Here is a 22,923-nt window from a genome sequence, read left to right as displayed (position 1 = left end):
AGTTCAAAAAAGTGGAATGAGCGCGATAATAAAAGCAGGATTCCAGCGGATTACCAGCCGGAATGAACCTCAGTTGCCAAAGGTATACTCACGCTCATGATACTTGCCGTTTATAGCGACTCATTCTTATTGGCCGCCATCAGAATAAGTCCCTTTTGCGGAAGATAAACACACCAAGCCCCGACATGATAATTGAGATTACGATGACCACCGGAAACGCCCAGCTATAGTTCTCCAGATGGTTCGGAACATTCATCCCGTACAAGCTGGCAATCAAAGTCGGGATCATCAGAATGATGGAAATCGAGGCCAGCTGCTTCATCACTACGTTCAGGTTGTTGGAGATGACCGACGCGAAAGCGTCCATCATTCCGGATTGAATATCGGAATAAATTTGCGACATCTCCAGTGCCTGTTTATTCTCAATGATGGCGTCTTCTAGCAGATCTTCATTAATCTCTGTCAGATTTCGCTTCAAGTTGTTGCGCATTTTGGCCAGTACTATTTCGTTGGCTTTCAGTGAGGTAATAAAGTAAACCAAACACTTTTCCATTTTCAACAGCTTGTTCAGCTCTTTGTTTTGAATGGAGCGTTCCAATTCATCTTCAATTTGTGTTGTTTGCTGGTTAATTTGCTTTAGGTACCTCAGGTAGGTACTTCCTGAACGAAGAAAAAGCTTGATGATGAAATTCAGCTCATCGTGAATCAGTTGGTTTTGTCCGCGATAAAGAGCGGTCTGGCCAAGCGGCAAAACTTCATTGGGGGTTGAGCATAGCGTAATGGTGACCCCGTTTATGCGGATAATCCCCAAAGGCAAGGTGTTAAACGGAACCCCATTCTGAGAGCTTTCGACCGGGATCCGTAAAATGATCAGGGACCATTCATCGTCAATTTCATACCGGGGACGTTCGTCCATATCGAGAATATCACGGATAATATCCTCCGGAACGTTGAATTCTTCCTGTAATTTTTGGATTTCGATAGCCGATGGCTGAATGACATTGATCCAACAACCTTTCTCTGCCTGTGGAATTTCAACATATCCACCAAAGCTTTTGAAGATTTTTAGCATGAGCAGTCCTCCTTTTTTTTTGCCTGAAGGAGGACCTAAAAGGGTTGTCCGCCTACAGTGAGGTGAAAATTAAATTTTGTCTATGATAGGGCCCTTCGTCCATTTTCTGGTGTTTCAATTAGCGCGGCAAAGCTACAGATTAATTCCAGATGGCTGCAGCCTGTACGGATTAATTTTTGTTAATACCTTTTCGGTGGTTTTAAAAGTCGTGCTAATCTGTTGTTTCATCTTTTGAGCAAAATACAGATTTGTTGGAGATGTGATTTATTGGTTCCCGTTTTCTGAGTACCCGGTTTAAACCAGAGGCTAGTCTTCGCCTTTTTTCCTGAAATCGAGGATTTTTTCCATGTGTTCATCCAGATAATCCCGCAGGTGGTTTCGCAGTTTGATCGATTTGTAGACATCCTTTCCGTTTGACGCAACAGCGACAGTCATATTCTTGTATTGGTAAACGGCCGGCGATACGTACTGGCACATTTTCGGCTTGTCGTGAATATTGCAAAGTACGCGCTTTTGGTTGGCATCCCGCCTGATTTGGCAGTCCAGTTTCTGGTTGTTCGAGCAGCTGTATACCAATATGTAGCCATCCAGATCATCGGCTTCGTAGGCTTTTTGTTTGTAGGGCCAGCCACTGTTCCTGATTTCCTCGCAGATTTCAAGAGCGACAAATTCAATGTCGGCGTTAAAACGCTTCAGGATGAGGCCTTTTTTGTAAGCACTTTCACCCGCACCGATAATGAGGATTTTCTGATTGGTGATGTCAAGCGATATAGGTAAATACTTTCGTTCCATAATTCCTGGATTCAATAAAGTTGAACAAGATAGCTGAAGAATTAGCCGATGCCAACAAGTCTGTAACAGTAGGCTTGTTGGCTGGCGTTCATTTATCGGTAAAAATTCGCCTGATAGATACTCTTGTTACCAACGCCATCGACAACAGTTAGGTTCAATTCCTGGGTTTTTCCTAATTGAAGATGGTTCGCATCAAAGTAGTATTCGAGCAAATTGTTTTTTGCATCGAATTCAAACAATACCCATTGTCCGTTTATTTCGCCCCGATACGAACTGATGCCGGAAAGGTCATCAATAATCTTGAAGCTAATTTTTCTTCGGTCGGTAAGCGTTGAATGGTTTTGTATGTTGACGGGTGTGATCTCCGGTGCCTTTGTGTCGATGGCTATGCCAAACAATCCGAGTTGGCGAACCTTGGTTTCAACCCAGCCATTGTTGTATGTTCCTCCCATCGCATACTTTTTTTTGGTTTTCGTGTCAATCGATACAACGAGAGCCTTCTCCTGTAGTTCGGCAGGCAACCCTTCAGCTTTAATTTTTAAATCGAATGATTTATGGACCGGAACATCCGGTTTGTGCAACTGCACTAGTTTGGAATAAATGCCCTTTTCCGATGGAAGTTCTTTATAGTCGAGTTGGAAGGTTGAGTAAAAGGTGCCTGGTTCAAATTCTGCGCTAAGTACATCTGTTTTAACCAGTTTTTCCTTATTGTAGAAAACCGTAGTTCCCGAGGTTTGCTTTTTGGCAGGTACTGGCGATTTTCCGGTTAGTTTAAAATTTAATCGGCTCTGGTTTCCGCTAACATCGCGAATCAAATAGCTGATCCTGTATGTCTGGCCCTCCTTTAATTCAACTTTCCCCTTGTTTTCATGAATCGGGTAGTTGCTCAGCCGGTTACCGTCTTCCAGCCAGTTTTTCTGAAAACGGCGACGATGATTGGCCAAATAGCTGTAGTCAATATGACTGTTTAAATATCGCGTTTCGTCAAAACTGAGTTCATTCATTTTAAACGAATAAATAAGCTTTTCATTCACGCTTAGGCCGATTTCATAGATGCCACATTTGCTCCAGCTTCCGTCCAGATAATCCAGTGCCTGTAATCCAAATCCAATTTCGCCACCGGCCGTAATGGTTGGGTTTCCTTTCAGGTGGTATTCACCATCGTAAAATACCAGGTCGAACGGTTTTTGATGAGGAAGTCCGTCAATTTGTGCGCCATCCGAAAGTGGATAAAGCATCAGTGATAACAGCTTTGGAGCGGTTTTATCCGGAATGTTGAAGTTGAAAAGCAATGGATTTAGCGGATGTTCGGTTGCTGTGTCGCGAATTTCGAAGTGCAGGTGCGGCCCGCCCGAACTTCCGGAATTTCCGCTGTAAGCGATTAACTCTCCTTTTTCCAATTTGAATTTCCCTTTGGGTACCGGCACATCGATACTGAACGATTTCCGCGCGTATTGAATGCTTTTGGCATAGTCGGCCAGGTCGTCGCGCAAATGATCCAAATGGGCGTAAACCGTTGTGTAGCCCGTTGGGTGATCCATGTAAAGAGCCAACCCAAATCCGGTGGGTGAGATGTTAATCCGAGAGACTGTTCCGGCTGCAGCAGCATAAATTGGAATTCCGGTTTTACCTTGCGTCTTAATGTCAATTCCGGAGTGGAAATGGTTGGTTCGTAATTCACCAAAGTTTCCTGCCAGCGACATTGGAATTTTTACCGGTGCTGCAAAATAGTCGGCCTGAATTGACGGATTATAAGGTTCGTTTGCCAGGAGCGCTATAATTGTAAATAAAAGATATTTCATAAATTAATTTTTACTACCGTTTAAGTTTGCATTGCCTCCGGGGCAATTGTATTTCAGGCATTCGCATCCTATTTCTACTCACAATCCGGAATGCTACTCACATAGGCTGTTAATAACATTCTGTCAGCGATAGATGCTATTCAACAAATAAACCTATCTTCGTATACTGAATTGGGCAAAAATATTATTTTTGTCGGGGAAAGCATACAAACATGACCGGGGAAGATAAACTTTTACTGGACGATTTCAAGGCAAAACTCAGATTGCTCATGAAAAGATACTCCGCTTTAAAGGACGAAAAGCAGGAGTTCGAGAGAAAGCTGGCAGAAATGCAAGACACAATTGCCGGGTTGAAAAGTGAAAATGAACAACTGGTTAAAAAGTATGAAGACTTAAAGGTTGCAAAAGTTTTATCGGTTAACGATGATGAACGTAAACAGGTAAAACTACGCATCAATAAAATAGTGCGGGAAATTGATAAATGTATTGCTCAGTTGAATGTGTAGCAAATGCATCGAAAAATGGCAGATAAGCTTTCAATAAATATTAATATTAACGGACGAGTTTATCCGTTGACGATTGAGCGAAAAGAAGAAAAAGAGGCGAAGATTCGGAAAGCTGCGAAGATGATTAATGATATCGTTCTGGAATACAAAAAGAAGTATGTCAATCAGGATGCTCAGGATTTTCTGGCCATGACAGCTTTACAATTTGTATTGAAAAATCTGGACTTGGAAGAGCAGTCCGATGAATCACCGATTGTTGAGGAAATCCGTTCACTGGATGAACAGTTGAACGAATTTTTGTCATTGAACGAATAAAAATACAATATATCGAGAGCCCGCTTTTGGTTTATCTTCAATTGGTTACGGTTGATGATAAATCAGATAGTGGGCTCTTATTTTAGTTAACAGTAATAATTTAAAAAATGGAAATATTATATGTAATTTCTGGCTTTTTAGGCGGCGGGGTATTGTCCTACTTCCTGTGGGACAAGGCGATCGGTGGTAAAAAGCGAAAGATAATCAGCGAGGCTGAAGCTGAAGGAGAGGTGATTAAAAAGGATAAAATCCTACAGGCAAAAGAAAAGTTCTTGCAACTTAAAGCAGAACACGAAAAGCATATTAACGAGAGAAACAACAAGGTAGCAACTCTCGAAAATAGAATGAAACAAAAGGAAACTGCGTTTCAGCAAAGTAGAAACGATTTTCAGCGTACCGTTAAAGAATTTGATACCGAAAAACGTCAGGTCGAAAGTATTCGCGAAAACCTGACTGCTCAAATTAACCTGGTTCAGCAAAAAGAAGACGAATTGACCAAACAACATCGTCAGATTGTTGAACAATTGGAAACGATCTCGGGTTTGTCGGCAGAAGAGGCTAAATCTCAATTGGTTGAATCGTTGAAAAACGAAGCTAAAACCGAGGCGATGTCCTACATCAACGAGATCATGGAAGAGGCTAAGCTGACAGCAAATAAGGAAGCAAAGAAAGTTGTTGTGAAAACAATCCAACGGGTAGCTACCGAAACTGCAATAGAAAATGCTGTAACCATTTTCCACATCGAGAGTGACGAAATTAAAGGCCGAATTATTGGTCGTGAAGGTCGTAACATTCGCGCATTGGAAGCCGCTACAGGTGTTGAAATTATTGTGGATGATACGCCGGAAGCAATCGTTCTTTCGGGCTTCGATCCTGTTCGTCGCGAAATAGCCCGTTTAGCTCTGCACCAGTTGGTGACCGATGGCCGTATTCACCCTGCCCGTATCGAAGAGGTAGTAGGCAAAGTGAAGAAGCAAATCGAAGAGGAAATCATTGAAACCGGTAAACGGACAACAATCGACTTGGGTATTCATGGCTTGCATCCGGAATTGATCCGTATGATCGGTAAAATGAAATATCGCTCGTCGTACGGACAAAACTTGCTGCAGCACTCGCGCGAGGTTGCCAATCTTTGTGCCATCATGGCGACAGAACTGGGATTGAATGCTAAGTTGGCCAAACGTGCCGGATTGTTGCATGATATTGGTAAAGTACCCGATGATGAGCCGGAATTACCACACGCAGTGTTGGGGATGAAGTTGGCCGAGAAATTTAAAGAAAAAGCAGAAATATGCAACGCAATTGGTGCTCACCACGATGAGGTGGAAATGACCACTCTGTTGGCTCCGATTGTTCAGGTTTGCGATGCGATCTCAGGAGCTCGGCCAGGTGCCCGTCGCGAAGTTGTTGAGTCTTACATTAAACGATTGAAAGCTCTTGAAGATTTGGCGCTTTCGTATCCGGGTGTACTGAAAACATATGCCATTCAGGCTGGTCGCGAGTTGCGAGTTATTGTAGGAAGCGATAAAATTTCGGATAACGACACAGAACAGTTGTCATTCGATATCGCGAAACATATCCAGGACGAAATGACTTATCCCGGGCAAATTAAGATTACAGTGATCCGCGAATTGCGCGCTGTAAACTATGCGAAATAGTACAGAAACGTATTGAAATAAAAAAAGGCTCGCTTCGGCGGGCCTTTTTTAGTTGATGAATTTTATACTCTTTGAGCCCACGAATGGCTTCTACAGGCGGCTGTTTTCGTTGCTGGTTGTTCCCGGGTTGCTTGTTTAATTTGTTTGTGTATTGGCAAATACACGTTTTAGTAATTCGCTTACACGGGCTGCTGGGTCTTGCCGGATGTTTTTCTCTGTTTCACCTATTTTTAGGAAAAGACCATCAAGCGCTTTTTGAGTGAGATATGTGCTTAGATCGGTTTCAACAGCTTCCAGATCTGCTGCCTGGCCAATGAAGGAATTGGCGATTTTGTTCCAGTTGCCGGTCATTTCATCCCATGATTGCTGAGCCGAAAGATTGCCCAGTAGTTTTTTCCCCAGCGAGTTTTCAATCTTTGGTTTGTAAAGAGCCAGTAGCGCATCGTAATTCGTACGTTTTAGGTATTCAGTTGCGGCAAAGTCACCTCCTGCCAAAACACCAGCTGCATCCTGAATGCTCATCGATTGAATGCTGCTGAGCAAAATTGGTGTAGCCTCTTTCGCAGCATCGGATGCAGCGCTGTTGATATTGGCAATTACTTTATCAACCAATTCGCTGCCACCCGGAAGTTTGGAGATATTTTTCGTAATGATTTCAGCTTCAGATGGAAGCAATATTTTCACTGCCGCATCCTGCAAATAGCCGTCAATACCTGCCAGATGGCTTACCGAACTGTCTACCCCCAGCGTGAGCGCTTGTTTTAATCCGCCAATAATTTCGGTTTGTGTCAAGGGTTGATCTTCGTAAATAGTTTTAGCCATGTGGTGTAATTCGGCGCAACTGGTTAACAAGCTTGCGACAATGGCGAGCAGAAGTAATGTACGTTTCATTTTTTTCAATTTTGACGGAAGATACGTGATCTTGTGCGGAATTGCCAATTGCCAAGCTTCGAAAGTTATTTCGGTACAAAAAGGCACTTTCAATCCGGCAGAGGACCAAGAGGGTTTCTGTTTGCTGAAATTCATTGATCTTTGTTCGAAAAACAAATCAGGTATTTGGAACGATTGAGCAGTAAATCAGTCATTCGTTTTTTATGCTTTTAAATGTGCAAGAGATCTGGAAGTTAATTCGTTAGGTGGATTTGTTTGGAGAACAAAAAAGGGATGCCATTCTTGTGTGAATGCCATCCCCTTGTCAATATTCTTGCAATTGTTTCTTCCGAATTTTAAGGTCTAATCGAGAATCCGTTTTAACAAATCTTTCCGGTTCAAACGGGTTAATTCTTCTCTGATTTCTTTCTGGTATTCGCGTTTGTACCAAAAGAAAAATTTCCGCTGACTCAGTTTTTCCTTTTTCGACTTGGCCGTGAAAACGGGTTCCATGGTATACGGATGAAAGCCTGTGTAGAAGATTACTGTTGCCAGCGTCATTGGAGTGGGAGTGAAGTCCTGCACCTGTTCGAGTTTAAAATCGAGCTTTTTCGTTTCAGCAGCCAGGTTTGCCATGTCGGTGTTTTTGCATCCCGGGTGACTGGAAATGAAGTAGGGGATCAATTGTTGTTTCATCCCTTCCTGCTTATTAATTTCGTTGAACACCTTATTCAATTTGAAAAACAGGCCGAATGAGGGTTTCCGCATAATGCGCAGCACATCGTCGGAGGTGTGTTCTGGAGCCACTTTCAGTCGCCCTGAAACATGGTGTTTGATCACTTCGCGAAGGTAGGTCATGTTATTTTTGTTGACCTGCGGATCTTTAGTCTCGTGCAAAATCATATCGTAACGAATACCGCTGCCGATGAACGCTTTCTTCACTTTGGGGTGCTTGCGAACTTCACGATAAAGGTCGAGCATGGGCTGGTGATCGATGTTCAGGTTTTTACAAACATCGGGGAAAATACACGATGGACGCTTGCATTTGTTGCAGATTTCCTGGTGAATGCCCTTCATTTGGTACATGTTGGCCGACGGGCCTCCAAGGTCGGAAATGTAGCCTTTAAAATCGGGCATTTCTGTAACCTGATCCAGCTCACGCATCACCGAAGCCTGCGAACGACTGGCAATAAATTTACCTTGATGCGCTGAAATGGTGCAGAAAGTGCAGCCACCAAAACATCCACGGTGAATGTTAATGGAATGCCGTATCATCTCATAGGCCGGAATTGTGCCTTTGTTTTTGTACTTCGGATGTGGTAAGCGGGTATATGGTAATTCGTAAACCCGGTCTATTTCCTTTTCCTCCATTGGCGGCCAGGGCGGATTTACAACAACCAGCTTATTCCCGGTTGGCTGAATTAATTTGTTGGCTTCAACTTTATTCGACTCTTCTTCGATGTGCATAAAGTTGTGCGCAAATTTCTTTTTATCCTGGAGGCATTCTTCATACGAATATAAATCGAAGGTATTCCATTTCTTTTGCGTGGCGTAATTCTCGTCTTTATCGACCATAAACGCGGTTTGCGGAAGATTGGTCAGGCTTTGAGGGTTCACACCTTTCTGCATGAGCCGGGCATAGTCAACAATCGATTTTTCACCCATTCCGTAAAAAAGCAAGTCGGCTTTGGAGTCCATTAAAATAGACGGCTTCAATTTATCCTGCCAATAATCGTAGTGTGTTACCCGGCGCAACGATGCTTCAATTCCACCGATAACCAATGGAACCTCGGGATATAATTTTTTAAGAATGTTGCTGTAGACAATGGTCGCGTAATCGGGCCGTTTGTCGGATTGACCGCCGGGCGTGTAGGCATCATCAGAGCGTTTGCGTTTGTTGGCAGTGTAGTGGTTCACCATCGAGTCCATATTGCCGGATGTAACGGCAAAAAACAAACGGGGGACTCCGAGCTTTTTAAAATCGCGCAGATCGTCCTGCCAGTTTGGTTGCGGAACAATTGCCACCCGCAATCCTTCAGCCTCGAGCACGCGGCCAATAACAGCAGCCCCAAACGACGGATGGTCGACATAGGCGTCGCCGGTAAAAAATATTACATCCAACTGATCCCAGCCTCTCTCGTCAACTTCTTTCTTGGTGGTTGGTAGCCAGTCGGTCGTTTTGTATTTCTGATAAAGTAAATTCACACCTTGTATAGATTGATTTTCAGTTGCAAAGGTAATTTGCTTTTGGGCAATTTTAAAGACTTTTGTGTCTTATTTTCAGAAAAGCGATTTTCCGAAGTTAGGGCCTCGAAAAAATAGCCTTGATTTGTAGTAGAAAAAAGGGATCATTTTCTACTTTTAACGCAATAATAAAAGCTGACGAATGGAACTAGTAAACCCGAAAGATATTCTAAAAGCCAGTCCTTACTTAGCCTACCTTGGCGGAGAGAATCTGGCCAAGTTCATTATGTACGTTTTGCGTTTCAGTAAGTTGAACAAAATTTATCAGCAAATTGGCGATAAAGAAGGAGTGGAATTTATTGATGCATTGCTCGATTTACTTGAAGTGAACTATGAGTTTGATGAAAATGATCTCAGGAAAATCCCCAAAACGGGGCCGTTCATTGTTGTTGCCAACCATCCTTTTGGTGGGTTGGACGGCATTCTGCTGATCAAACTCATGAGCATGGTTCGCCCGGATGTGAAAGTGTTGGCGAATTTTTTGCTAAAACGGGTTGAACCAATCAGCGATTTTTTTCTGGCTGTCAATCCATTTGAAAATAATAAAGAAGCCGGATCGAGTATCGGTGGAATTAAAAATGCCTACGAACATTTGAGAGGCGGAGGAGCTTTGTGTATTTTCCCGGCAGGAGAAGTTTCCAGCTACGATTCAGATAACAAGATCACTGATCGCCAATGGCAATATCCGGTATTGAAGTTTATTAAAAAGGCGCATGTACCGGTTGTTCCAGTTTATTTTAATGGCAAGAATAGCCGTCTTTTTCATCTCATCGGCAAAATACACCCGAACCTGAGGACAGCCAAACTACCATCGGAGCTGCTGAATAAAAAGAACAAGTTGGTGAAAATACGGTTCGGTATGCCCATTTCGCTAAAAGACCAGGATAATTTCCCGGAAGTATACCAGTATGGCCGCTATTTGCGGGCAAAAACATATAGTTTGTGCGGTAGTTTAGAAGTGAAACGATTTTTCAACTATTCGCTAAAACGGTTGCAAAAAGTAGAAGAAGTGGTCGCACCGGTAAACCCGGAATTATTGGTCGACGAGATTAAAAAGCTGGATTCGGAGTTTCACCTGTTCACCTTGAAAAACTTTTCGGTGTATTGCTGTCCTACCCGTAAAATACCCAATTTATTGAATGAAATCGGGCGTTTGCGCGAGATTACTTTTCGGCAGGTGGGCGAAGGAACCAACCGGAGCATCGATCTCGATGAATTCGATTTATATTACAATCAGTTATTTATTTGGGATAATGAGGCTCAGAAATTGGTTGGTGCCTACCGCATCGGGAAAGGAGCCGATATTTTGCACGATTACGGAACATCCGGTTTTTATCTGCAAAGCCTGTTTCGCATGCAGGAAAGTTTTAGGCCGGTATTAGAACAGTCGCTCGAGTTGGGGCGTTCGTTTGTTGTCAAAGAATACCAACGGCAACCCATGTCGCTTTTTTTGCTGTGGAAAGGTATTTTGTATTTTCTGCTCAAAAACCCGGATTACCGCTACCTGATTGGACCGGTGAGCATTAGTAATAACTACTCCAAAATATCGAAAGAGCTGATTATTAAGTTTATCATGACGCATCATTTCGACTGGAATATGGCCCGGTTTATAAAGCCCCGGAAAGCCTTCAAATTTAAAAGTGAAGATCCGAACATCAATGTGATTATGGAGAATCTGGGCGACATTAACATGCTCGATAAATGTATTGGTGATGTGGATGAACTGAATACCGGCTTGCCCGTTTTACTGAAAAAATACATCAAATTGAATGCGAAAATTGTCGGTTTCAATGTCGATCCAAAATTCAATAACTGTCTGGATGGCCTTATTTTACTGGATGCATTGGATGTGCCCAAAAATACAATCGAATCTTTGTCGAAAGAAGTGAACGACGGCTCGATCCTGAATCGATTTTATGCACACCGTGAGTAGGTTACGCCGTGTTGGAGTTTTATCTTTTCTCACTCAAATGAATGTCGGTCAATTGGAAACGATATTTACAAATTGAATTTTTAAACGCTTTGGCTAACTTTCGGGTGATATTTGTTGTTTCTTCAACAAATGAAAGAAAATTGAATAGAAATATTAAAGTGAATACCATGAGACTTATCGCTGTAATGCTGTTGGGAGTTGTGTTGATGACTTCCTGTGTTAGGAAAAAGAAAGAAGTAGTTGAGCCAATTGATACTAGCTCGATGGTGCATGAAGTGGCTGTAAAAAAGGTGTTGCAGGCGAATGCTTATACCTACTTGCAGGTAGCTGAAAATGATCAGGAGTATTGGATTGCAGTAGAAAAAATGGAACCACAGCTTGGTGGAACCTATTTTTTTGCGGATGCAATGGAGATGAAGGATTTTAAAAGTACCGACCTTGATACCGTTTTTTCAAGTGTTTTTTTCGTTCAAAAGCTATCAACTTCGAAGGCGGCCAGTTCGCCCGCGATGGCCAACCCTCATGGATCGGCTCAAGGTCGTCAGTCGGTTGAATTGGATCAGTCGATTCAGCTTGAACCTGTAAAAGGAGGCATTACCATTGGCCAGTTGTTTGCGTCGAAAGCTGAATATGCCGGAAAAGAAGTGCTTGTTCGCGGTAAAGTTACGAAAGTGAATAACGAAATTATGGGGCGCAATTGGGTGCATATTCAAGATGGAACAGATGCTGATGGAAGTTACGATCTGACGCTAACGACTGATGCCTCTATTGCCGTTGGTGATATCGTAACTATGCAGGGAACAGTTGCTGTAGATAAAGATTTTGGTGCCGGTTATTTCTACCATGTAATCGTAGAAGGAGCGGTAGTTAAATAGTTTTAGCCTGAAAGAAAAGCCGGGGTAGAAGGTTGGAATGAGTTTGCTCAACAATTTTCTACGCCGGCTTTTTTATGCTTTTAAATAAAGATTGCTGTCACCGTAACTCAGAAAGCGATAATTGTGTTTCAATGCATGTTCGTACACGCGTTTCCAATCGTCGCCAATGAAAGCTGAAATCAACAGTAAAAGGGTGCTTTGCGGTTGATGAAAATTGGTGATCATACCGTCCACAATTCGAAATTGATAGCCCGGAACAATGATGATTTTTGTATGGGCACCTATGGTCTGTAGTTGGTGCTTTTCCAAATAGGAAAGAATAGCTTGTAGCGATTCTTGTTTCGAAACGGAAATTTCGGATTTGTATGGCAGCCACTGTTCAATGTCGAGTTCATTCAGCTGACTTTCCGGTTTCCGGATTAATTTCACGCCCAGCCAGTACAAACTCTCCAGTGTCCGGATTGAAGTTGTGCCAACCGCAATGAGTTTTCCCTGGTGCGCCATAAGCTGCTCGATTAAGCCACGTCTGACGATAATTTGTTCAGCATGCATTTCGTGGTCGCCAATCGATTCGGCTTTTACGGGTTTAAAAGTTCCTGCTCCAACGTGCAGGGTTACTTCGTCGCAGTTAATTTGTTTCGATTTCAGCTGGCTAAAAATGGCTTCTGTAAAATGTAGTCCGGCAGTGGGAGCTGCCACTGAGCCTTTTATTTTCGAATAAACGGTTTGGTAGCGTTCAAGGTCGCTTTCCTCCGTTTCGCGATGCAAATAGGGTGGAATTGGCAGAATACCGGCCGCTTCAATCAGACTGGCAAAGTCGGTTTCAGCACAATCCCAGCTAAATTTTACCTGCACGGCACCATCAACTTGTTCTAATTTTTCGGCTTTAAACGCAATTTCTTTTCCGTTTAGCTGAAGGTTTTTTTGCAGAACCTCGTTTTTCCACTTTTTCAAATTACCAACCATGCAGTTCCAACTACAAGTTTTAGTTTGCTGAAAGGCAATTTGGTAATCGGCCGGCTCGAGCGGATCTAAACAGAAAATTTCGATGTTGGCACCGGTTTCTTTTTGAAAAAGCAAACGGGCGCGAATCACCTTTGTATTATTGAAAACCAACAGACTTCCGGCAGGCAGAAAGTCGGTTAGCGAACGAAACTTAGAATCGTTAATCAGTCCATCTTGCCAGACCAATAATTTCGATTGGTCGCGCTGCGGGAGCGGATATTTTGCCACGCTTTCATCAGGAAGCTCGTAGTTTAGAGCCTGAGCACTGAGGTTGAAGACTGTTGTTTCTGAATTTTGTGTGTTCATGGGCGGCAAAAATACAAAAAAATGGATTAGCGATCGAAGGAATGAAGGAATGAGGGATTGTTTGGATTTTGGAGCTTGCTTTTGTTACTTTTGTGTCAAAATTGAAATGCTATGTATCAAATCGGAGATCGGGTTAAATTTATGAATTCCGTTGGTGGCGGAGTAATTACCAAAATAGTTGGTAAAAATATGGTTCATGTGGAAAACGAAGATGGCTTTGAAATTCCGGTCATGATCAACGAAATCATCCTGGATGAAATTGACCAGGAAGGAATTGCAAACAGCGATAAGAAGCCTGATGTGAGCGACTTTATTCGCCGGGGAACAGCACCGCAAAAGCCAGTGGAGCGAAAAGTGCAGCGAGAAGAGCCGGCAACGATTATTCCCGGAAATGATGAGCCTGAATTCTACCTGGCATTTCTGCCCGAAAACAGCCGTAATCCGCTAGATGGTCAAACCAAAGTCTATCTGGTAAACGACAGCAATTTCTTTATCCTCTATCATTACAGTCATTTCCAAAATGAACAGTATGTGACTCAGGATGCCGGGAAATTGGAACCCAATACCAAGTTGTTGCTGGGTACCTTGTCGCAAGCCGATATTGGCAGCTTGCCGGCATTTGGTTTTCAGTTGCTGTTTTATAGCGATAAATCGCCACGTCTGGAGAAACCTCTCCGCAAGAAAATCGCCATCAATCCGGTGAAATTTTACAAATCGGGAAGTTTCAAACAATCGGACTTCTTTAGCGAAAAAGTGATGCTTTACAAGCTAAATGAGTCGGAAATGGATAAGGCGTTGAAGGAATTGAGCAAAAAAGACCTAACCAAAGCATCGCGCGAAAAGGAACCCGCTCGTGAGCCTCAAAAGGCTAAAGTTGAAACTCCCGAATTGGTGGAGGTCGATCTTCACATTCATGAGTTAATTGACACCACCACCGGAATGTCGAACAAAGATATGCTCGACCTGCAAATGAATACTTTTCGTGCGAAGATGCAGGAAGCCATTTCGAACAACGCGGTTAAAAAAGTGGTTTTTATTCACGGGCTGGGAAATGGCGTTTTAAAGCAGGAGTTGCGTCGCGAATTGTCGGGCAAGTTCAAAAAATATGCGCATCAGGATGCCAGCTTTCAGGAATATGGCTACGGTGCTACAATGGTCATTATCCGCAAGTAACTAATTAATTCCGTATCGGAAAACGTCTGGAAAAGTGTTCCGTCGTTTTTCGATACGGTCATTTTTACATCTGTTTTTCCTCCCAATCTTGCTTCGAACTAAAATTGATAAGCGAATTTGTAATTCGGTATTCCAATCTGTGTCCACCTAACTGATTTGCTTTCAGGAGAAAGAAATTCTTTCTACGCCAACGATGAATATTTTTTACTGTTGAAGCAGGTTGTTTTGAATATTTTTTTAGTTTTGCACTCACATTTACGGGAATGGATTACCAAACACAAGAAGCGATTGCTTTGGGTAAACCAACGAAAATGGATCCGTTCTTAAAATTTATTGCCCAGATGGTGAAATTGGTAGACACGCCAGCTTGAGGGGCTGGTGCCGGTTACGGTGTGCAAGTTCGAGTCTTGTTCTGGGCACAAAATAGAATAGTTAAATCCTTTGCAGTTAGAATGTTGCAAAGGATTTTTTGTTTTTCATTAACTCGGTTTTTAATCGAAGGATCGAGTTCCCACCTCATTTCAAAATTCATTTTCTTGTCGTATCTTTCTTCCTATGATCGAGAGTATCTTCAATTATGTTCAGGATGAGCTAACCGAAATGATGGGCTCAGCTTTTCTAATCCGAAAAAAGGAACCTTTGAGCGGTGGCTGTATCAACCATGCTTTTCGTATTGAAACAACAAAAGGCGATTTTTTCCTCAAGTGGAATTTTTCCTGTCCGGATGATTTGTTTGTTCGTGAGGCGGAGAGTTTGCGCGAATTAAAACAAACAGTTGGTCGGGAATTGTATGTGCCGGAAGTTATTTTGGCCAAAGAAGGCGATGAGCTAAGTGGTTTTATTTTGATGGAATACCTGGAGCGCGGTCATGCAGCCCGGCAAGAAATTCGTTTAGGGCAAGGATTGGCTCATTTACATCGAACTAAAAAAGGAAATTACGGGTTTGAACATGATAACTTTTGTGGTGAGACATTGCAGCAAAATGAGTGGAATGAGTCGTGGATCGATTTTTTTGCGGAGAATAGGTTGAGGTTTTTAATCGGCCTGATCCAAAATAGTCGCCCGTTCAGTTCGGCCGATTTGGAGGTCATGGAAAATCTGATTGACCGTTTGCCCTTGCTGATTCCTGAGAACCCGGGAGCATCGCTTATTCATGGAGATTTATGGTCGGGGAATTACATGTATACGAGCCAAGGTCCAGCGTTGATTGATCCGGCATCGTATTATGCCCATCGGGAAATGGAGCTATCCATTATGCAAATGTTTGGTGGTTTCTCACCGAAAACATGGTCGGCCTATCAGGAAGCTTTTCCGTTGGAAAAAGGATGGGAAGAGCGGGTGCTGATCTATCAGATTTATCACATTCTAAATCATTATTGTTTGTTTGGCGGAGCATACGGGCAACAGGCCATTTCGCTTGCCAAGCGTTTTATCTGATTGACGAGCGTGTGTTTTTTTTTGAAGCGCATAACAATTGCTTGGGGTTTGTCGATCAACCGGTTGGTGTCGGATTACGTAGCTGGTATTAGATTTCCACCAATTGATTTTTTATGGCATACATTACCAGTTGAGCTGTGTTTTTACATTCGCTTTTTTCCAGAATATTGGCTCGGTGTTTATCAACGGTTCGCTTGGAAATGTATAATTGATCGGCTATTTCCTGATTGGAGAGTCCTTGGCAAATTAAAATCAAAATTTCGATTTCACGTTCCGACAGGCCATATTGCGGTTCGCGGTTTCTGGAGGAGCTGCGCAAGCTGTTCACCAGTGTTTGCAATAGCTCCGACGAAAAATAGTTTCCACCGGCAAGCACTGTTTCAATCGCAGACTTAACCTCATTCATGTCCGAGTTTTTCAACAAAAAGCCTTTTACTCCGGCATCCACCATTTTGTAGTAATAGTCTTCTTCGCCATACATCGAGAGTGTAATGATTTTCAGATCCGGATATTTCTCCATTGCACGTTTTGCGGCTGTAATTCCATCCATAACAGGCATGTCGATATCCAACAGTACGATGTCAGGCATTATCTGGTCTAAAAGCTCCAGAAATTCCTGTCCATTGGCCGCCTCTCCGGTTACCTGATAGGTGTTGATCGTATTCAGCAAAATGCGCAATCCATTTCTGAAAAGCGTGTGGTCGTCAACAAGTACAATTTTATAGGATGGATCAATCATTTTCAGTCCCTACTTTTATGGTTACCAAGGTTCCCCGGCCAGGCTCCGTATCGACGTTTATTTCGCCTTTGAGGGAATTGATTCGGGAGAAAATATTTGAAAAACCCATGCCGCTATTTGTGGGGCTTTCCAGTAACTTTTCCTTGTCGAAACCTTTCCCGTTATCGTGATACACAATGGTAAGATTTTTTTCTTCTTTGGTCAAATCGATCGCAATTTTTTTTGCACGGGCATGTTTTATGGTGTTATTGATGAGCTCACAAACAACCCGGTACAGGACTACCTCGGTGTTGTTTTCAAAACGTTCGTCTCCAAGGTTCGAGTTCAATTCAATTTGAATGGCTTTTGTGATATTTATTTTGTTGATGAAGTTTCGAAGCGCCCGCAGCAACCCAAAATTGTTGAGGACATGCGGACTGAGGTTGTCCGATATTTCCTTAAGCGATTTAATGGCCTCGTTGATCACCATTTCGGTGTTTTTTACAATCTCTTTCGAGCTTTTTTCGTGCTCGAGTTGGGCGAGGGTCGAAACCGACATCTTTACAGTCGACAACAGCGGCCCAAGCCCGTCGTGCAGATCCTTGGCAAAACGTTTGCGCTCTTTTTCTTCCGTCTGGATAATGGCATTCAGAAACATTTTTTCAGTCAACCGACGCGAGTCTTCTACCCTTTTCATGTACTTGAAAATGCGCTGAATCATAAAAACCCCAATGGCAAAGGTGAGCGACATAATCACACCCGACCATACCATGAACTCACCCAGCTCCTGTGGCTGGAAATTGCTGACATAGGGCAAAAATTCGACCAACAGGCGGACTGCCATGACCAAAAAACCGATCGTCAGCAGGATCCATGAAAAATTGTACTTGGTTACTTTTGTTAGTTTAATGGCCACAGCCACAGCAAAGAATTGCAGAATGATGGAGATGACCAAAAGAATTTGAAGAACCATAAGCCGTGATATTAGGTGGCGAGTCGCCGTTTTTGTCGAATTTGTTGCTATACGAACAGATTCCGATTAACGACAAATGTACAAACTCTTTAGGCTTCTTGCTTCGAAAAAATTGAATCCGTTTTTTGGCGGGCCAATCGAAATAAGCAGACCAGGAAGAGCCGGCGCGATCTGAAATGCTTTGTCGCGGCAGCAGGTTTGCGATCATGATTGGGAAGGTGAAATAGCTTTTAGGCGTGACAATTTTTTGTACTTTTATGTTTCGTTATTTGAGCGATAAATTTCAAATAGCCGACCGACAAATTCGCGATAACAGAAACACAGTACCCATGTCTCAACTTCAAATCTACAAAGCCTCGGCAGGCTCCGGAAAAACGTTCCGTTTGGCAGTCGAATACTTAAAAATTGCCCTTTCCGGCGAGTGGAACTACAAGAATATTTTGGCTGTAACGTTCACCAATAAGGCGACTGCCGAAATGAAAGAGCGAGTCATTCAGGAACTATACCAGTTGGGGAAGGGCAAGCATACTGCTTATCTCGAGGTGCTGAAAGCGGAGATGAATCTGTCAGAAGCCGAGTTGGCCGTTCGGGCGGAGGACGCGTTAAGGCACATCTTACACGATTATTCGCGGTTTTCCATAAGTACCATCGATAGTTTTTTTCAGCGCGTCATTCGGGCTTTCAATCGGGAGTTGGGCATCAATACGGCCTATCAGGTTGATTTGGAAGCCGACCGGATTTTAGATGAAGCGGTTGATCAGCTGCTTCTGTCGATCGATGACGATCCGGATCTGCTGTCGTGGTTGAAGCAGTTTGCCGAAGATAAAATTCGTGAAGGTGGTGGCTGGAGCCTAAAATCGGACATTCTTGTTTTGGGAAAGCAGATTTACAATGAAACCTTCCGTGAATTGAGTCCGCTTTTGCATCAAAAACTGAGCGATAAAAAATTCATCCGGAACTATCGGAAAAACTTGCGTCGGATCATCACTCAGTTCGAAGATACCCTGCGCGAACTTGGGCAAAGAGGTACGAAGTTAATGGAACAAGCCGGAGTTACTGTCGAAGATTTTAAATTTAAGAAAACCAGTGCGGCAACCAGCTTCCAGAAGTTGCAGGACAATAATTTTAGTGTCGGAAGCCGCTTGCAAACAGTGGTTGACGATGTGGAGAATTTTTACGATAAAAAAACATCTGAGCACGTCAAGAACATCGCTCATCAACTGCAGCCAATCCTTGTCGAGGCTGTTCGTTATTTTGAAGCCAATATTCAAGATTACAACACGGCGAAATTAATCGTCAATCAATTGTATACGCTCGGCATTTTGGTCGATTTGCAGGAAACGGTTCGCAAGCTCACCCGTGAAAAAAGTGTCATACTAATTTCCGAATCCGGCAACCTGTTGAAACAAATTATCGACGATTCAGATACGCCTTTCATCTATGAAAAAACAGGTGTTTATTACAAGCATTTCATGATCGACGAGTTTCAGGATACATCGGGTTTGCAGTGGGGGAATTTTAAGCCACTGATTGGAAACTCGCTGGCCGAGGATAATTTGGCGATGTTGGTTGGCGATGTGAAGCAGGCTATTTATCGCTGGCGAAATGGAGACTGGAATCTTCTGGCTAGCGAAGTGCCGCAAGCGTTTCCGGCAAATGGTTCGGTTGAAAAGCAACTCAGTCAGAATTGGCGAAGCTCGGGTGTTGTCATTCGGTTTAATAACCGGGTTTTTCAACTCGTTCCGCAATTAATGCAGAATCATTTTTCCGGGCAAACACAAGAAGCAGGCTTGCCCGACGAATTGTTCGGCGATGCGATTTTAAAGCTTTATCAGGAAAGCTTGCAGGAAATTGGTCAGACATCCGGCAAGGACTCTGGCTACATTCGGATGCGTTTCCTCGAAAAGCAAAAAAGTGGCGAGGAGCCGGGCAATGAGGAACTGGTGCTGGCCGAACTGGTGGAGTCGATTAAAAAAGCACAGGATGAAGGCGTGAAGGCAAAAGATATGGCGATCCTGGTTCGAACGAAGGTCGAAGCTAAAGTTGTAGCCGATTGTCTGCTAGTTGAGAAAGCACAGCAGGATCAGACCTATAATTTTAATGTGCTGTCGGGTGAAAGTTTGTATGTAAAGAGTGCCAGTTCTGTCGCCTTTTTGATCTCTTTGCTTCGATTGCTGAAAGATCCTGACGACGCTTTGTCGCTAACCTTTGCGAACTACCAATATTACGGAACCATTGAGCCGGTAATTGAGGCAATGGGGAAACAGGTTGATTGGCTTGCAGGAGTAGGAGAGGGACAGTTGCAAATGGATTTCTCGGCACCTTATCAGCCTCAATTGGCCGAGCGTTTTGAGGATTACAGGACCAACGAGAATAAGTTGTTTCAGTTTTTACAGAACAGCTACTTTAATCACCAGCTTGCTACTCAAAATATTCAGGAAGTACTTTTCAGCTTATGTAACCGGTTCTATTTGTTTGATTTTAAAGAAGAACTGGCTTATCTGCAGGCCTTCATTGACCAGGTTTCAAACTATATGAAAAACAGAAGTGCCGATCTGTCGGGCTTTCTGGAATGGTGGGACGACCAGGGGCACAAAAAGACGATTTCGGTTTCGGAGGAGCTTGATGCGATCCGTATTCAAACAATTCATAAATCCAAAGGGCTGGAATACGATTGTGTTTTTATTCCGTTTTGCGATTGGTCGTTGGGAATTTCTGGGCAGCACGCGCCAATTTTATGGTGCCGCCCAACGGTTGAGCCTTTCAATGAGCTTGAACTGGTGCCGGTGAAATATGGCAAATCGATGGGGCAATCGCATTTCTTCGGCGAATATTTCAACGAAATCCGAAGCAACTACATCGACAACCTGAACATGTTGTACGTTGCCTTTACACGTGCAAAAGCGGCATTGTATACCTGGTCGGAATTTAACAAAAAGCTGTCGTCGGTTGGCGATTTACTAAAGCTTTGCGTTACCTCCGAGGAAAACTATCCATTTCATGGCCGCGAAGATATTTGTAGTCCGCTGAGCAAATTTTATGATGACGAAAAGCAGTTACTCGAGATTGGTGAGTTGTATGCAGTTCACCGGAAAGAACGGGAGGCCGGGAGCTCGCTTCGGGTCGACGAATTTTCGTTTAAGGATTTCAGTAAATTCTTGCGTTTGCGAAAAAACCATGAGAATTTCTTCGAGTCGGACGAAAGTCAGGATAGTAAAATCAACAAAGGGCGTTTAATTCACGAAATTTTGGCCCGGATTGAGACCGCCGATCAATTGGACGATGCTTGCGGACAGCTCATCTTTAAAGGAATGTTGCCCGAATCGGAAGTCGATGAAATTCGGCAGCAACTAACTGAGTTGATCACCGATCCGGAGGTCGCTTCCTGGTTCGATGGTTCGCGCCGGGTACTCAACGAACACAACATTATTACCGGCTATGTGGGGGTGAAACGCCCCGACCGCATCATGCTGACCGACCATGAAGTGATTGTAGTAGACTACAAATCAGGTGAGCATGAATCGGAAAAGTATGTGGCTCAGGTTGAGGGGTATATGAACGTGTTGCGCGAGTGCGGATTTCCGAATGTGGAAGGATACATTTGGTATACCCGAAGCAATAAGCGGGTGCAGGTGCGGTCGTAGCGTCATTCGAATTAGAGGTAGATACGCAGCTAAGCCGTTTTTTACCGTTACCCATTCCTTTTGCACTTGCCACTTCTGATCAAAACAGTATTTTTGTGCTAAAAATTTACAATTATGATTCAACGTATTCAAACCGTTTATATGCTCATTTCAGCCATTTTAATTGGCTTGCTTTTTTCGCTTCCGTTCGCTGAAATTGCCCACGAAAGCATGCTTTATTCATTCAATATCAAGGGAATTGTATATCAGGGGACAGTTACCGAAAACGGCATGGCGATTGCCGGATTGATTGGAATTATTCTGCTGCTGCATGTTGCCGCGATTTTTTTATACAAAAAGCGAATACTGCAAATCCGTAGTCTTGTTTTGGCGATTCTTTTGAATGCTGGTTTATTCGGTATGTTTTATTTCTTCACTTATTATAGCTTCGACAATGCTGAGATTAGTTTCAAAGTGTCAGTGGTTTTTCCGTTGGTTTCAATTATTTTGGATTATTTGGCCATTCGGGCAATTGGGAAAGATGAAGCATTGATTCGCTCAATGGATCGGATTCGTTAGTGCATATTTTCACATCAGATATAAAAGCAGCCTGCCGGGTTGCTTTTTTTATGCCTAATACCAGTCCAATAGTTTGTTCGTTGTTATTTGGTGCAAAACCTAAGGGTTGAGCAGATCATCTGTTGTACGGCGTTTAAACGATGCCTGAAATGGCCGTATTTACAGCAGCACACAGAGTGTCAATTGCTGCGTTTGCAGCTCTTTGGGCGATAGCCTTGCTAACGACTGTTAGTGCATGTAATTCGGCTTCCATAACCAGTTTTTCATCTTCTAAGCGCGAAAGAAAACGATCGTGGGTAATTTCACCCGTTATCCGAAGTTTAGCCAATAATTCCAATCGCTCTTTCCGGCGTTGCAAAAACTGTTCGGTGATTGATTTTACTTCGTCCCAATTGTCGCCAACGGTATCTTTTACAACCGACAGCATGTCTTTTAAAACCTGGTTTATGTTGAAGTTCATCGTGATGCTGATTTACGTTACGATTATTTCGGGGGATCTGCGGCAATTTCTTTACCTTTTTCTGCAACCTGCATGGCATAAAACAGGTCGCCGAATGTCTTGCGGTTCAGGTCAATCAGTCCATTGCTAATTGTATTGTCTTCCTTGTGCTCGTTTCGGTATTTTATCCACAGTTGCAGGGTGATTTCGCAAATACGGGTCGAGTGTTCATTCAGAGGTCTCACTTTGTTTTTGTTTAGGAGCGAATTTAATTCAACCTCAATTTCGATGTATTTTTCAGCGAAATTCGCGTAGGCTCGTCCCTCATTTTCGGGTTTGCTAAGCTCAGCCATTGTCAGGTAAAATTTGTCAACTTCGCGAGAGGTATTTTCAATTTGGGTTGCAATAGCCGGATTATACGGAGGGAGCAGTGTGACTCTGCAGGAAGTGAAAGCCAACAGCTGAAAAAGAAAGATGAGCAAAACGGATCGTGCGGGCAAAGCCCATGCCTGTGATTTCATACGATGAGAGTTTGTTTTCAATGACTCGCATTGTGAGTAGGTACGGCAAGTCTGGCCAAAGGGTTGCCTTTTGAGGTGATCA

Annotated in this window: 20 protein-coding genes and 1 tRNA gene; 10 read left to right on the top strand and 11 right to left on the bottom strand. The window is 43.2% G+C overall.

What is annotated here, in order from left to right:
- Positions 1 to 139: 139 nt before the first annotated feature.
- The 3 genes from ABZD21_RS00330 to ABZD21_RS00320 form a co-directional block, all read right to left on the bottom strand.
- A complete protein-coding gene (locus ABZD21_RS00330) occupies positions 140 to 1,072 on the bottom strand; it encodes a magnesium transporter CorA family protein (protein WP_372771967.1) in 933 nt (310 codons plus the stop codon).
- Positions 1,073 to 1,378: 306 nt separating this feature from the next.
- Positions 1,379 to 1,864 carry a bifunctional precorrin-2 dehydrogenase/sirohydrochlorin ferrochelatase gene (locus ABZD21_RS00325; RefSeq protein ID WP_372771965.1) on the bottom strand — a complete coding sequence of 162 codons (486 nt, stop codon included), beginning with the start codon at positions 1,862 to 1,864 and terminating at the stop codon, positions 1,379 to 1,381.
- Between the two features lie 92 nt (positions 1,865 to 1,956).
- Positions 1,957 to 3,666, bottom strand: a complete 1,710-nt coding sequence (locus ABZD21_RS00320) for a M23 family metallopeptidase (RefSeq protein ID WP_372771964.1) — start codon at positions 3,664 to 3,666, stop codon at positions 1,957 to 1,959.
- Between the two features lie 269 nt (positions 3,667 to 3,935).
- Here ABZD21_RS00320 and ABZD21_RS00315 point away from each other — a divergent pair, with 269 nt between their 5' ends.
- The 3 genes from ABZD21_RS00315 (at position 3,936) to rny (ending at position 6,145) form a co-directional block, all read left to right on the top strand.
- Positions 3,936 to 4,172 (top strand): hypothetical protein, encoded by a 237-nt coding sequence (locus ABZD21_RS00315; RefSeq protein WP_372771962.1) that lies wholly within the window; start codon positions 3,936 to 3,938, stop codon positions 4,170 to 4,172.
- Between the two features lie 15 nt (positions 4,173 to 4,187).
- Positions 4,188 to 4,487: a cell division protein ZapA gene (locus ABZD21_RS00310; RefSeq protein WP_372771960.1), complete on the top strand. Its 300-nt coding sequence runs from the start codon at positions 4,188 to 4,190 to the stop codon at positions 4,485 to 4,487.
- A 107-nt stretch (positions 4,488 to 4,594) separates the two neighbouring features.
- On the top strand, positions 4,595 to 6,145 hold the full coding sequence (gene rny / locus ABZD21_RS00305; RefSeq protein ID WP_372771958.1) for a ribonuclease Y: 1,551 nt from the start codon (positions 4,595 to 4,597) through the stop codon (positions 6,143 to 6,145).
- A 135-nt stretch (positions 6,146 to 6,280) separates the two neighbouring features.
- Here rny and ABZD21_RS00300 read toward each other — a convergent pair whose 3' ends face one another.
- Entirely contained in the window at positions 6,281 to 7,036 is a 756-nt protein-coding gene (locus tag ABZD21_RS00300; protein WP_372771957.1) for a DUF4197 domain-containing protein, read from the bottom strand.
- Between the two features lie 342 nt (positions 7,037 to 7,378).
- The gene (locus tag ABZD21_RS00295) at positions 7,379 to 9,220 is read right to left on the bottom strand and encodes a YgiQ family radical SAM protein (protein WP_372771956.1); all 1,842 of its coding nucleotides are present in this window, start codon (positions 9,218 to 9,220) and stop codon (positions 7,379 to 7,381) included.
- 181 nt (positions 9,221 to 9,401) lie between these two features.
- On the opposite strand from ABZD21_RS00295, the gene ABZD21_RS00290 reads away from it, so the two are divergent.
- Both ABZD21_RS00290 and ABZD21_RS00285 read left to right on the top strand, forming a co-directional pair.
- The gene (locus ABZD21_RS00290; RefSeq protein WP_372771955.1) at positions 9,402 to 11,192 is read left to right on the top strand and encodes a GNAT family N-acyltransferase; all 1,791 of its coding nucleotides are present in this window, start codon (positions 9,402 to 9,404) and stop codon (positions 11,190 to 11,192) included.
- A 167-nt stretch (positions 11,193 to 11,359) separates the two neighbouring features.
- Entirely contained in the window at positions 11,360 to 12,067 is a 708-nt protein-coding gene (locus ABZD21_RS00285) for a GW dipeptide domain-containing protein (RefSeq protein WP_372771954.1), read from the top strand.
- Between the two features lie 72 nt (positions 12,068 to 12,139).
- On the opposite strand, the gene ABZD21_RS00280 is transcribed toward ABZD21_RS00285, so the two are convergent.
- Entirely contained in the window at positions 12,140 to 13,378 is a 1,239-nt protein-coding gene (locus tag ABZD21_RS00280; RefSeq protein ID WP_372771952.1) for an S-adenosylmethionine:tRNA ribosyltransferase-isomerase, read from the bottom strand.
- 111 nt (positions 13,379 to 13,489) lie between these two features.
- Between ABZD21_RS00280 and ABZD21_RS00275 the strand changes: the two genes are divergently transcribed.
- The 3 genes from ABZD21_RS00275 (at position 13,490) to ABZD21_RS00265 (ending at position 15,988) form a co-directional block, all read left to right on the top strand.
- Entirely contained in the window at positions 13,490 to 14,551 is a 1,062-nt protein-coding gene (locus ABZD21_RS00275; protein ID WP_372771950.1) for a DUF2027 domain-containing protein, read from the top strand.
- A 335-nt stretch (positions 14,552 to 14,886) separates the two neighbouring features.
- A tRNA-Leu gene (locus ABZD21_RS00270) sits at positions 14,887 to 14,970 on the top strand.
- A gap of 136 nt (positions 14,971 to 15,106) precedes the next feature.
- Complete coding sequence (locus ABZD21_RS00265; RefSeq protein WP_372771948.1) at positions 15,107 to 15,988, top strand: fructosamine kinase family protein; 882 nt, start codon at positions 15,107 to 15,109, stop codon at positions 15,986 to 15,988.
- Positions 15,989 to 16,076: 88 nt separating this feature from the next.
- Here the strand turns inward: ABZD21_RS00265 and ABZD21_RS00260 are convergent, their stop codons facing one another.
- Positions 16,077 to 16,727: a response regulator gene (locus tag ABZD21_RS00260; RefSeq protein ID WP_372771947.1), complete on the bottom strand. Its 651-nt coding sequence runs from the start codon at positions 16,725 to 16,727 to the stop codon at positions 16,077 to 16,079.
- Complete coding sequence (locus ABZD21_RS00255) at positions 16,720 to 17,679, bottom strand: sensor histidine kinase (protein ID WP_372771945.1); 960 nt, start codon at positions 17,677 to 17,679, stop codon at positions 16,720 to 16,722. The genes ABZD21_RS00260 and ABZD21_RS00255 overlap by 8 nt, the downstream gene beginning before the upstream one ends.
- A gap of 329 nt (positions 17,680 to 18,008) precedes the next feature.
- Between ABZD21_RS00255 and ABZD21_RS00250 the strand changes: the two genes are divergently transcribed.
- Together ABZD21_RS00250 and ABZD21_RS00245 are read left to right on the top strand one after the other, a co-directional pair.
- Entirely contained in the window at positions 18,009 to 21,323 is a 3,315-nt protein-coding gene (locus ABZD21_RS00250) for a UvrD-helicase domain-containing protein (RefSeq protein ID WP_372771943.1), read from the top strand.
- 114 nt (positions 21,324 to 21,437) lie between these two features.
- The gene (locus ABZD21_RS00245; RefSeq protein WP_372771941.1) at positions 21,438 to 21,881 is read left to right on the top strand and encodes a DUF4293 domain-containing protein; all 444 of its coding nucleotides are present in this window, start codon (positions 21,438 to 21,440) and stop codon (positions 21,879 to 21,881) included.
- A gap of 133 nt (positions 21,882 to 22,014) precedes the next feature.
- On the opposite strand, the gene ABZD21_RS00240 is transcribed toward ABZD21_RS00245, so the two are convergent.
- Genes ABZD21_RS00240 through ABZD21_RS00230 form a run of 3 tightly spaced genes read right to left on the bottom strand, consistent with a single transcriptional unit; the run spans position 22,015 to position 22,841 of the window.
- Complete coding sequence (locus ABZD21_RS00240) at positions 22,015 to 22,239, bottom strand: hypothetical protein (RefSeq protein WP_372771939.1); 225 nt, start codon at positions 22,237 to 22,239, stop codon at positions 22,015 to 22,017.
- Complete coding sequence (locus tag ABZD21_RS00235) at positions 22,202 to 22,420, bottom strand: DUF3322 domain-containing protein (protein WP_372771937.1); 219 nt, start codon at positions 22,418 to 22,420, stop codon at positions 22,202 to 22,204. Before ABZD21_RS00235 ends, ABZD21_RS00240 begins: the two co-directional genes overlap by 38 nt.
- Positions 22,365 to 22,841, bottom strand: a complete 477-nt coding sequence (locus ABZD21_RS00230; RefSeq protein ID WP_372771935.1) for a hypothetical protein — start codon at positions 22,839 to 22,841, stop codon at positions 22,365 to 22,367. Before ABZD21_RS00230 ends, ABZD21_RS00235 begins: the two co-directional genes overlap by 56 nt.
- Positions 22,842 to 22,923 lie beyond the last annotated feature (82 nt).

It is taken from the genome of Mangrovibacterium sp. (assembly GCF_041596335.1).
Classification (GTDB): domain Bacteria; phylum Bacteroidota; class Bacteroidia; order Bacteroidales; family Prolixibacteraceae; genus Mangrovibacterium.
Note: the sequence above shows the minus strand (reverse complement) of the source record. Positions and strands in the feature narration are given on the sequence as shown.

Coding starts and splice junctions, on each gene's coding strand:
- rny (WP_372771958.1), top strand. CDS start 4,595: ATGGAAATATTATATGTAATTTCTGGCTTTTTAGGCGGCGGGGTATTG.
- ABZD21_RS00235 (WP_372771937.1), bottom strand. CDS start 22,420: ATGCCATGCAGGTTGCAGAAAAAGGTAAAGAAATTGCCGCAGATCCCC.
- ABZD21_RS00280 (WP_372771952.1), bottom strand. CDS start 13,378: ATGAACACACAAAATTCAGAAACAACAGTCTTCAACCTCAGTGCTCAG.
- ABZD21_RS00275 (WP_372771950.1), top strand. CDS start 13,490: ATGTATCAAATCGGAGATCGGGTTAAATTTATGAATTCCGTTGGTGGC.
- ABZD21_RS00300 (WP_372771957.1), bottom strand. CDS start 7,036: ATGAAACGTACATTACTTCTGCTCGCCATTGTCGCAAGCTTGTTAACC.
- ABZD21_RS00260 (WP_372771947.1), bottom strand. CDS start 16,727: ATGATTGATCCATCCTATAAAATTGTACTTGTTGACGACCACACGCTT.
- ABZD21_RS00330 (WP_372771967.1), bottom strand. CDS start 1,072: ATGCTAAAAATCTTCAAAAGCTTTGGTGGATATGTTGAAATTCCACAG.
- ABZD21_RS00310 (WP_372771960.1), top strand. CDS start 4,188: ATGGCAGATAAGCTTTCAATAAATATTAATATTAACGGACGAGTTTAT.
- ABZD21_RS00255 (WP_372771945.1), bottom strand. CDS start 17,679: ATGGTTCTTCAAATTCTTTTGGTCATCTCCATCATTCTGCAATTCTTT.
- ABZD21_RS00230 (WP_372771935.1), bottom strand. CDS start 22,841: ATGAAATCACAGGCATGGGCTTTGCCCGCACGATCCGTTTTGCTCATC.
- ABZD21_RS00265 (WP_372771948.1), top strand. CDS start 15,107: ATGATCGAGAGTATCTTCAATTATGTTCAGGATGAGCTAACCGAAATG.
- ABZD21_RS00290 (WP_372771955.1), top strand. CDS start 9,402: ATGGAACTAGTAAACCCGAAAGATATTCTAAAAGCCAGTCCTTACTTA.
- ABZD21_RS00315 (WP_372771962.1), top strand. CDS start 3,936: ATGAAAAGATACTCCGCTTTAAAGGACGAAAAGCAGGAGTTCGAGAGA.
- ABZD21_RS00250 (WP_372771943.1), top strand. CDS start 18,009: ATGTCTCAACTTCAAATCTACAAAGCCTCGGCAGGCTCCGGAAAAACG.
- ABZD21_RS00285 (WP_372771954.1), top strand. CDS start 11,360: ATGAGACTTATCGCTGTAATGCTGTTGGGAGTTGTGTTGATGACTTCC.
- ABZD21_RS00325 (WP_372771965.1), bottom strand. CDS start 1,864: ATGGAACGAAAGTATTTACCTATATCGCTTGACATCACCAATCAGAAA.
- ABZD21_RS00320 (WP_372771964.1), bottom strand. CDS start 3,666: ATGAAATATCTTTTATTTACAATTATAGCGCTCCTGGCAAACGAACCT.
- ABZD21_RS00245 (WP_372771941.1), top strand. CDS start 21,438: ATGATTCAACGTATTCAAACCGTTTATATGCTCATTTCAGCCATTTTA.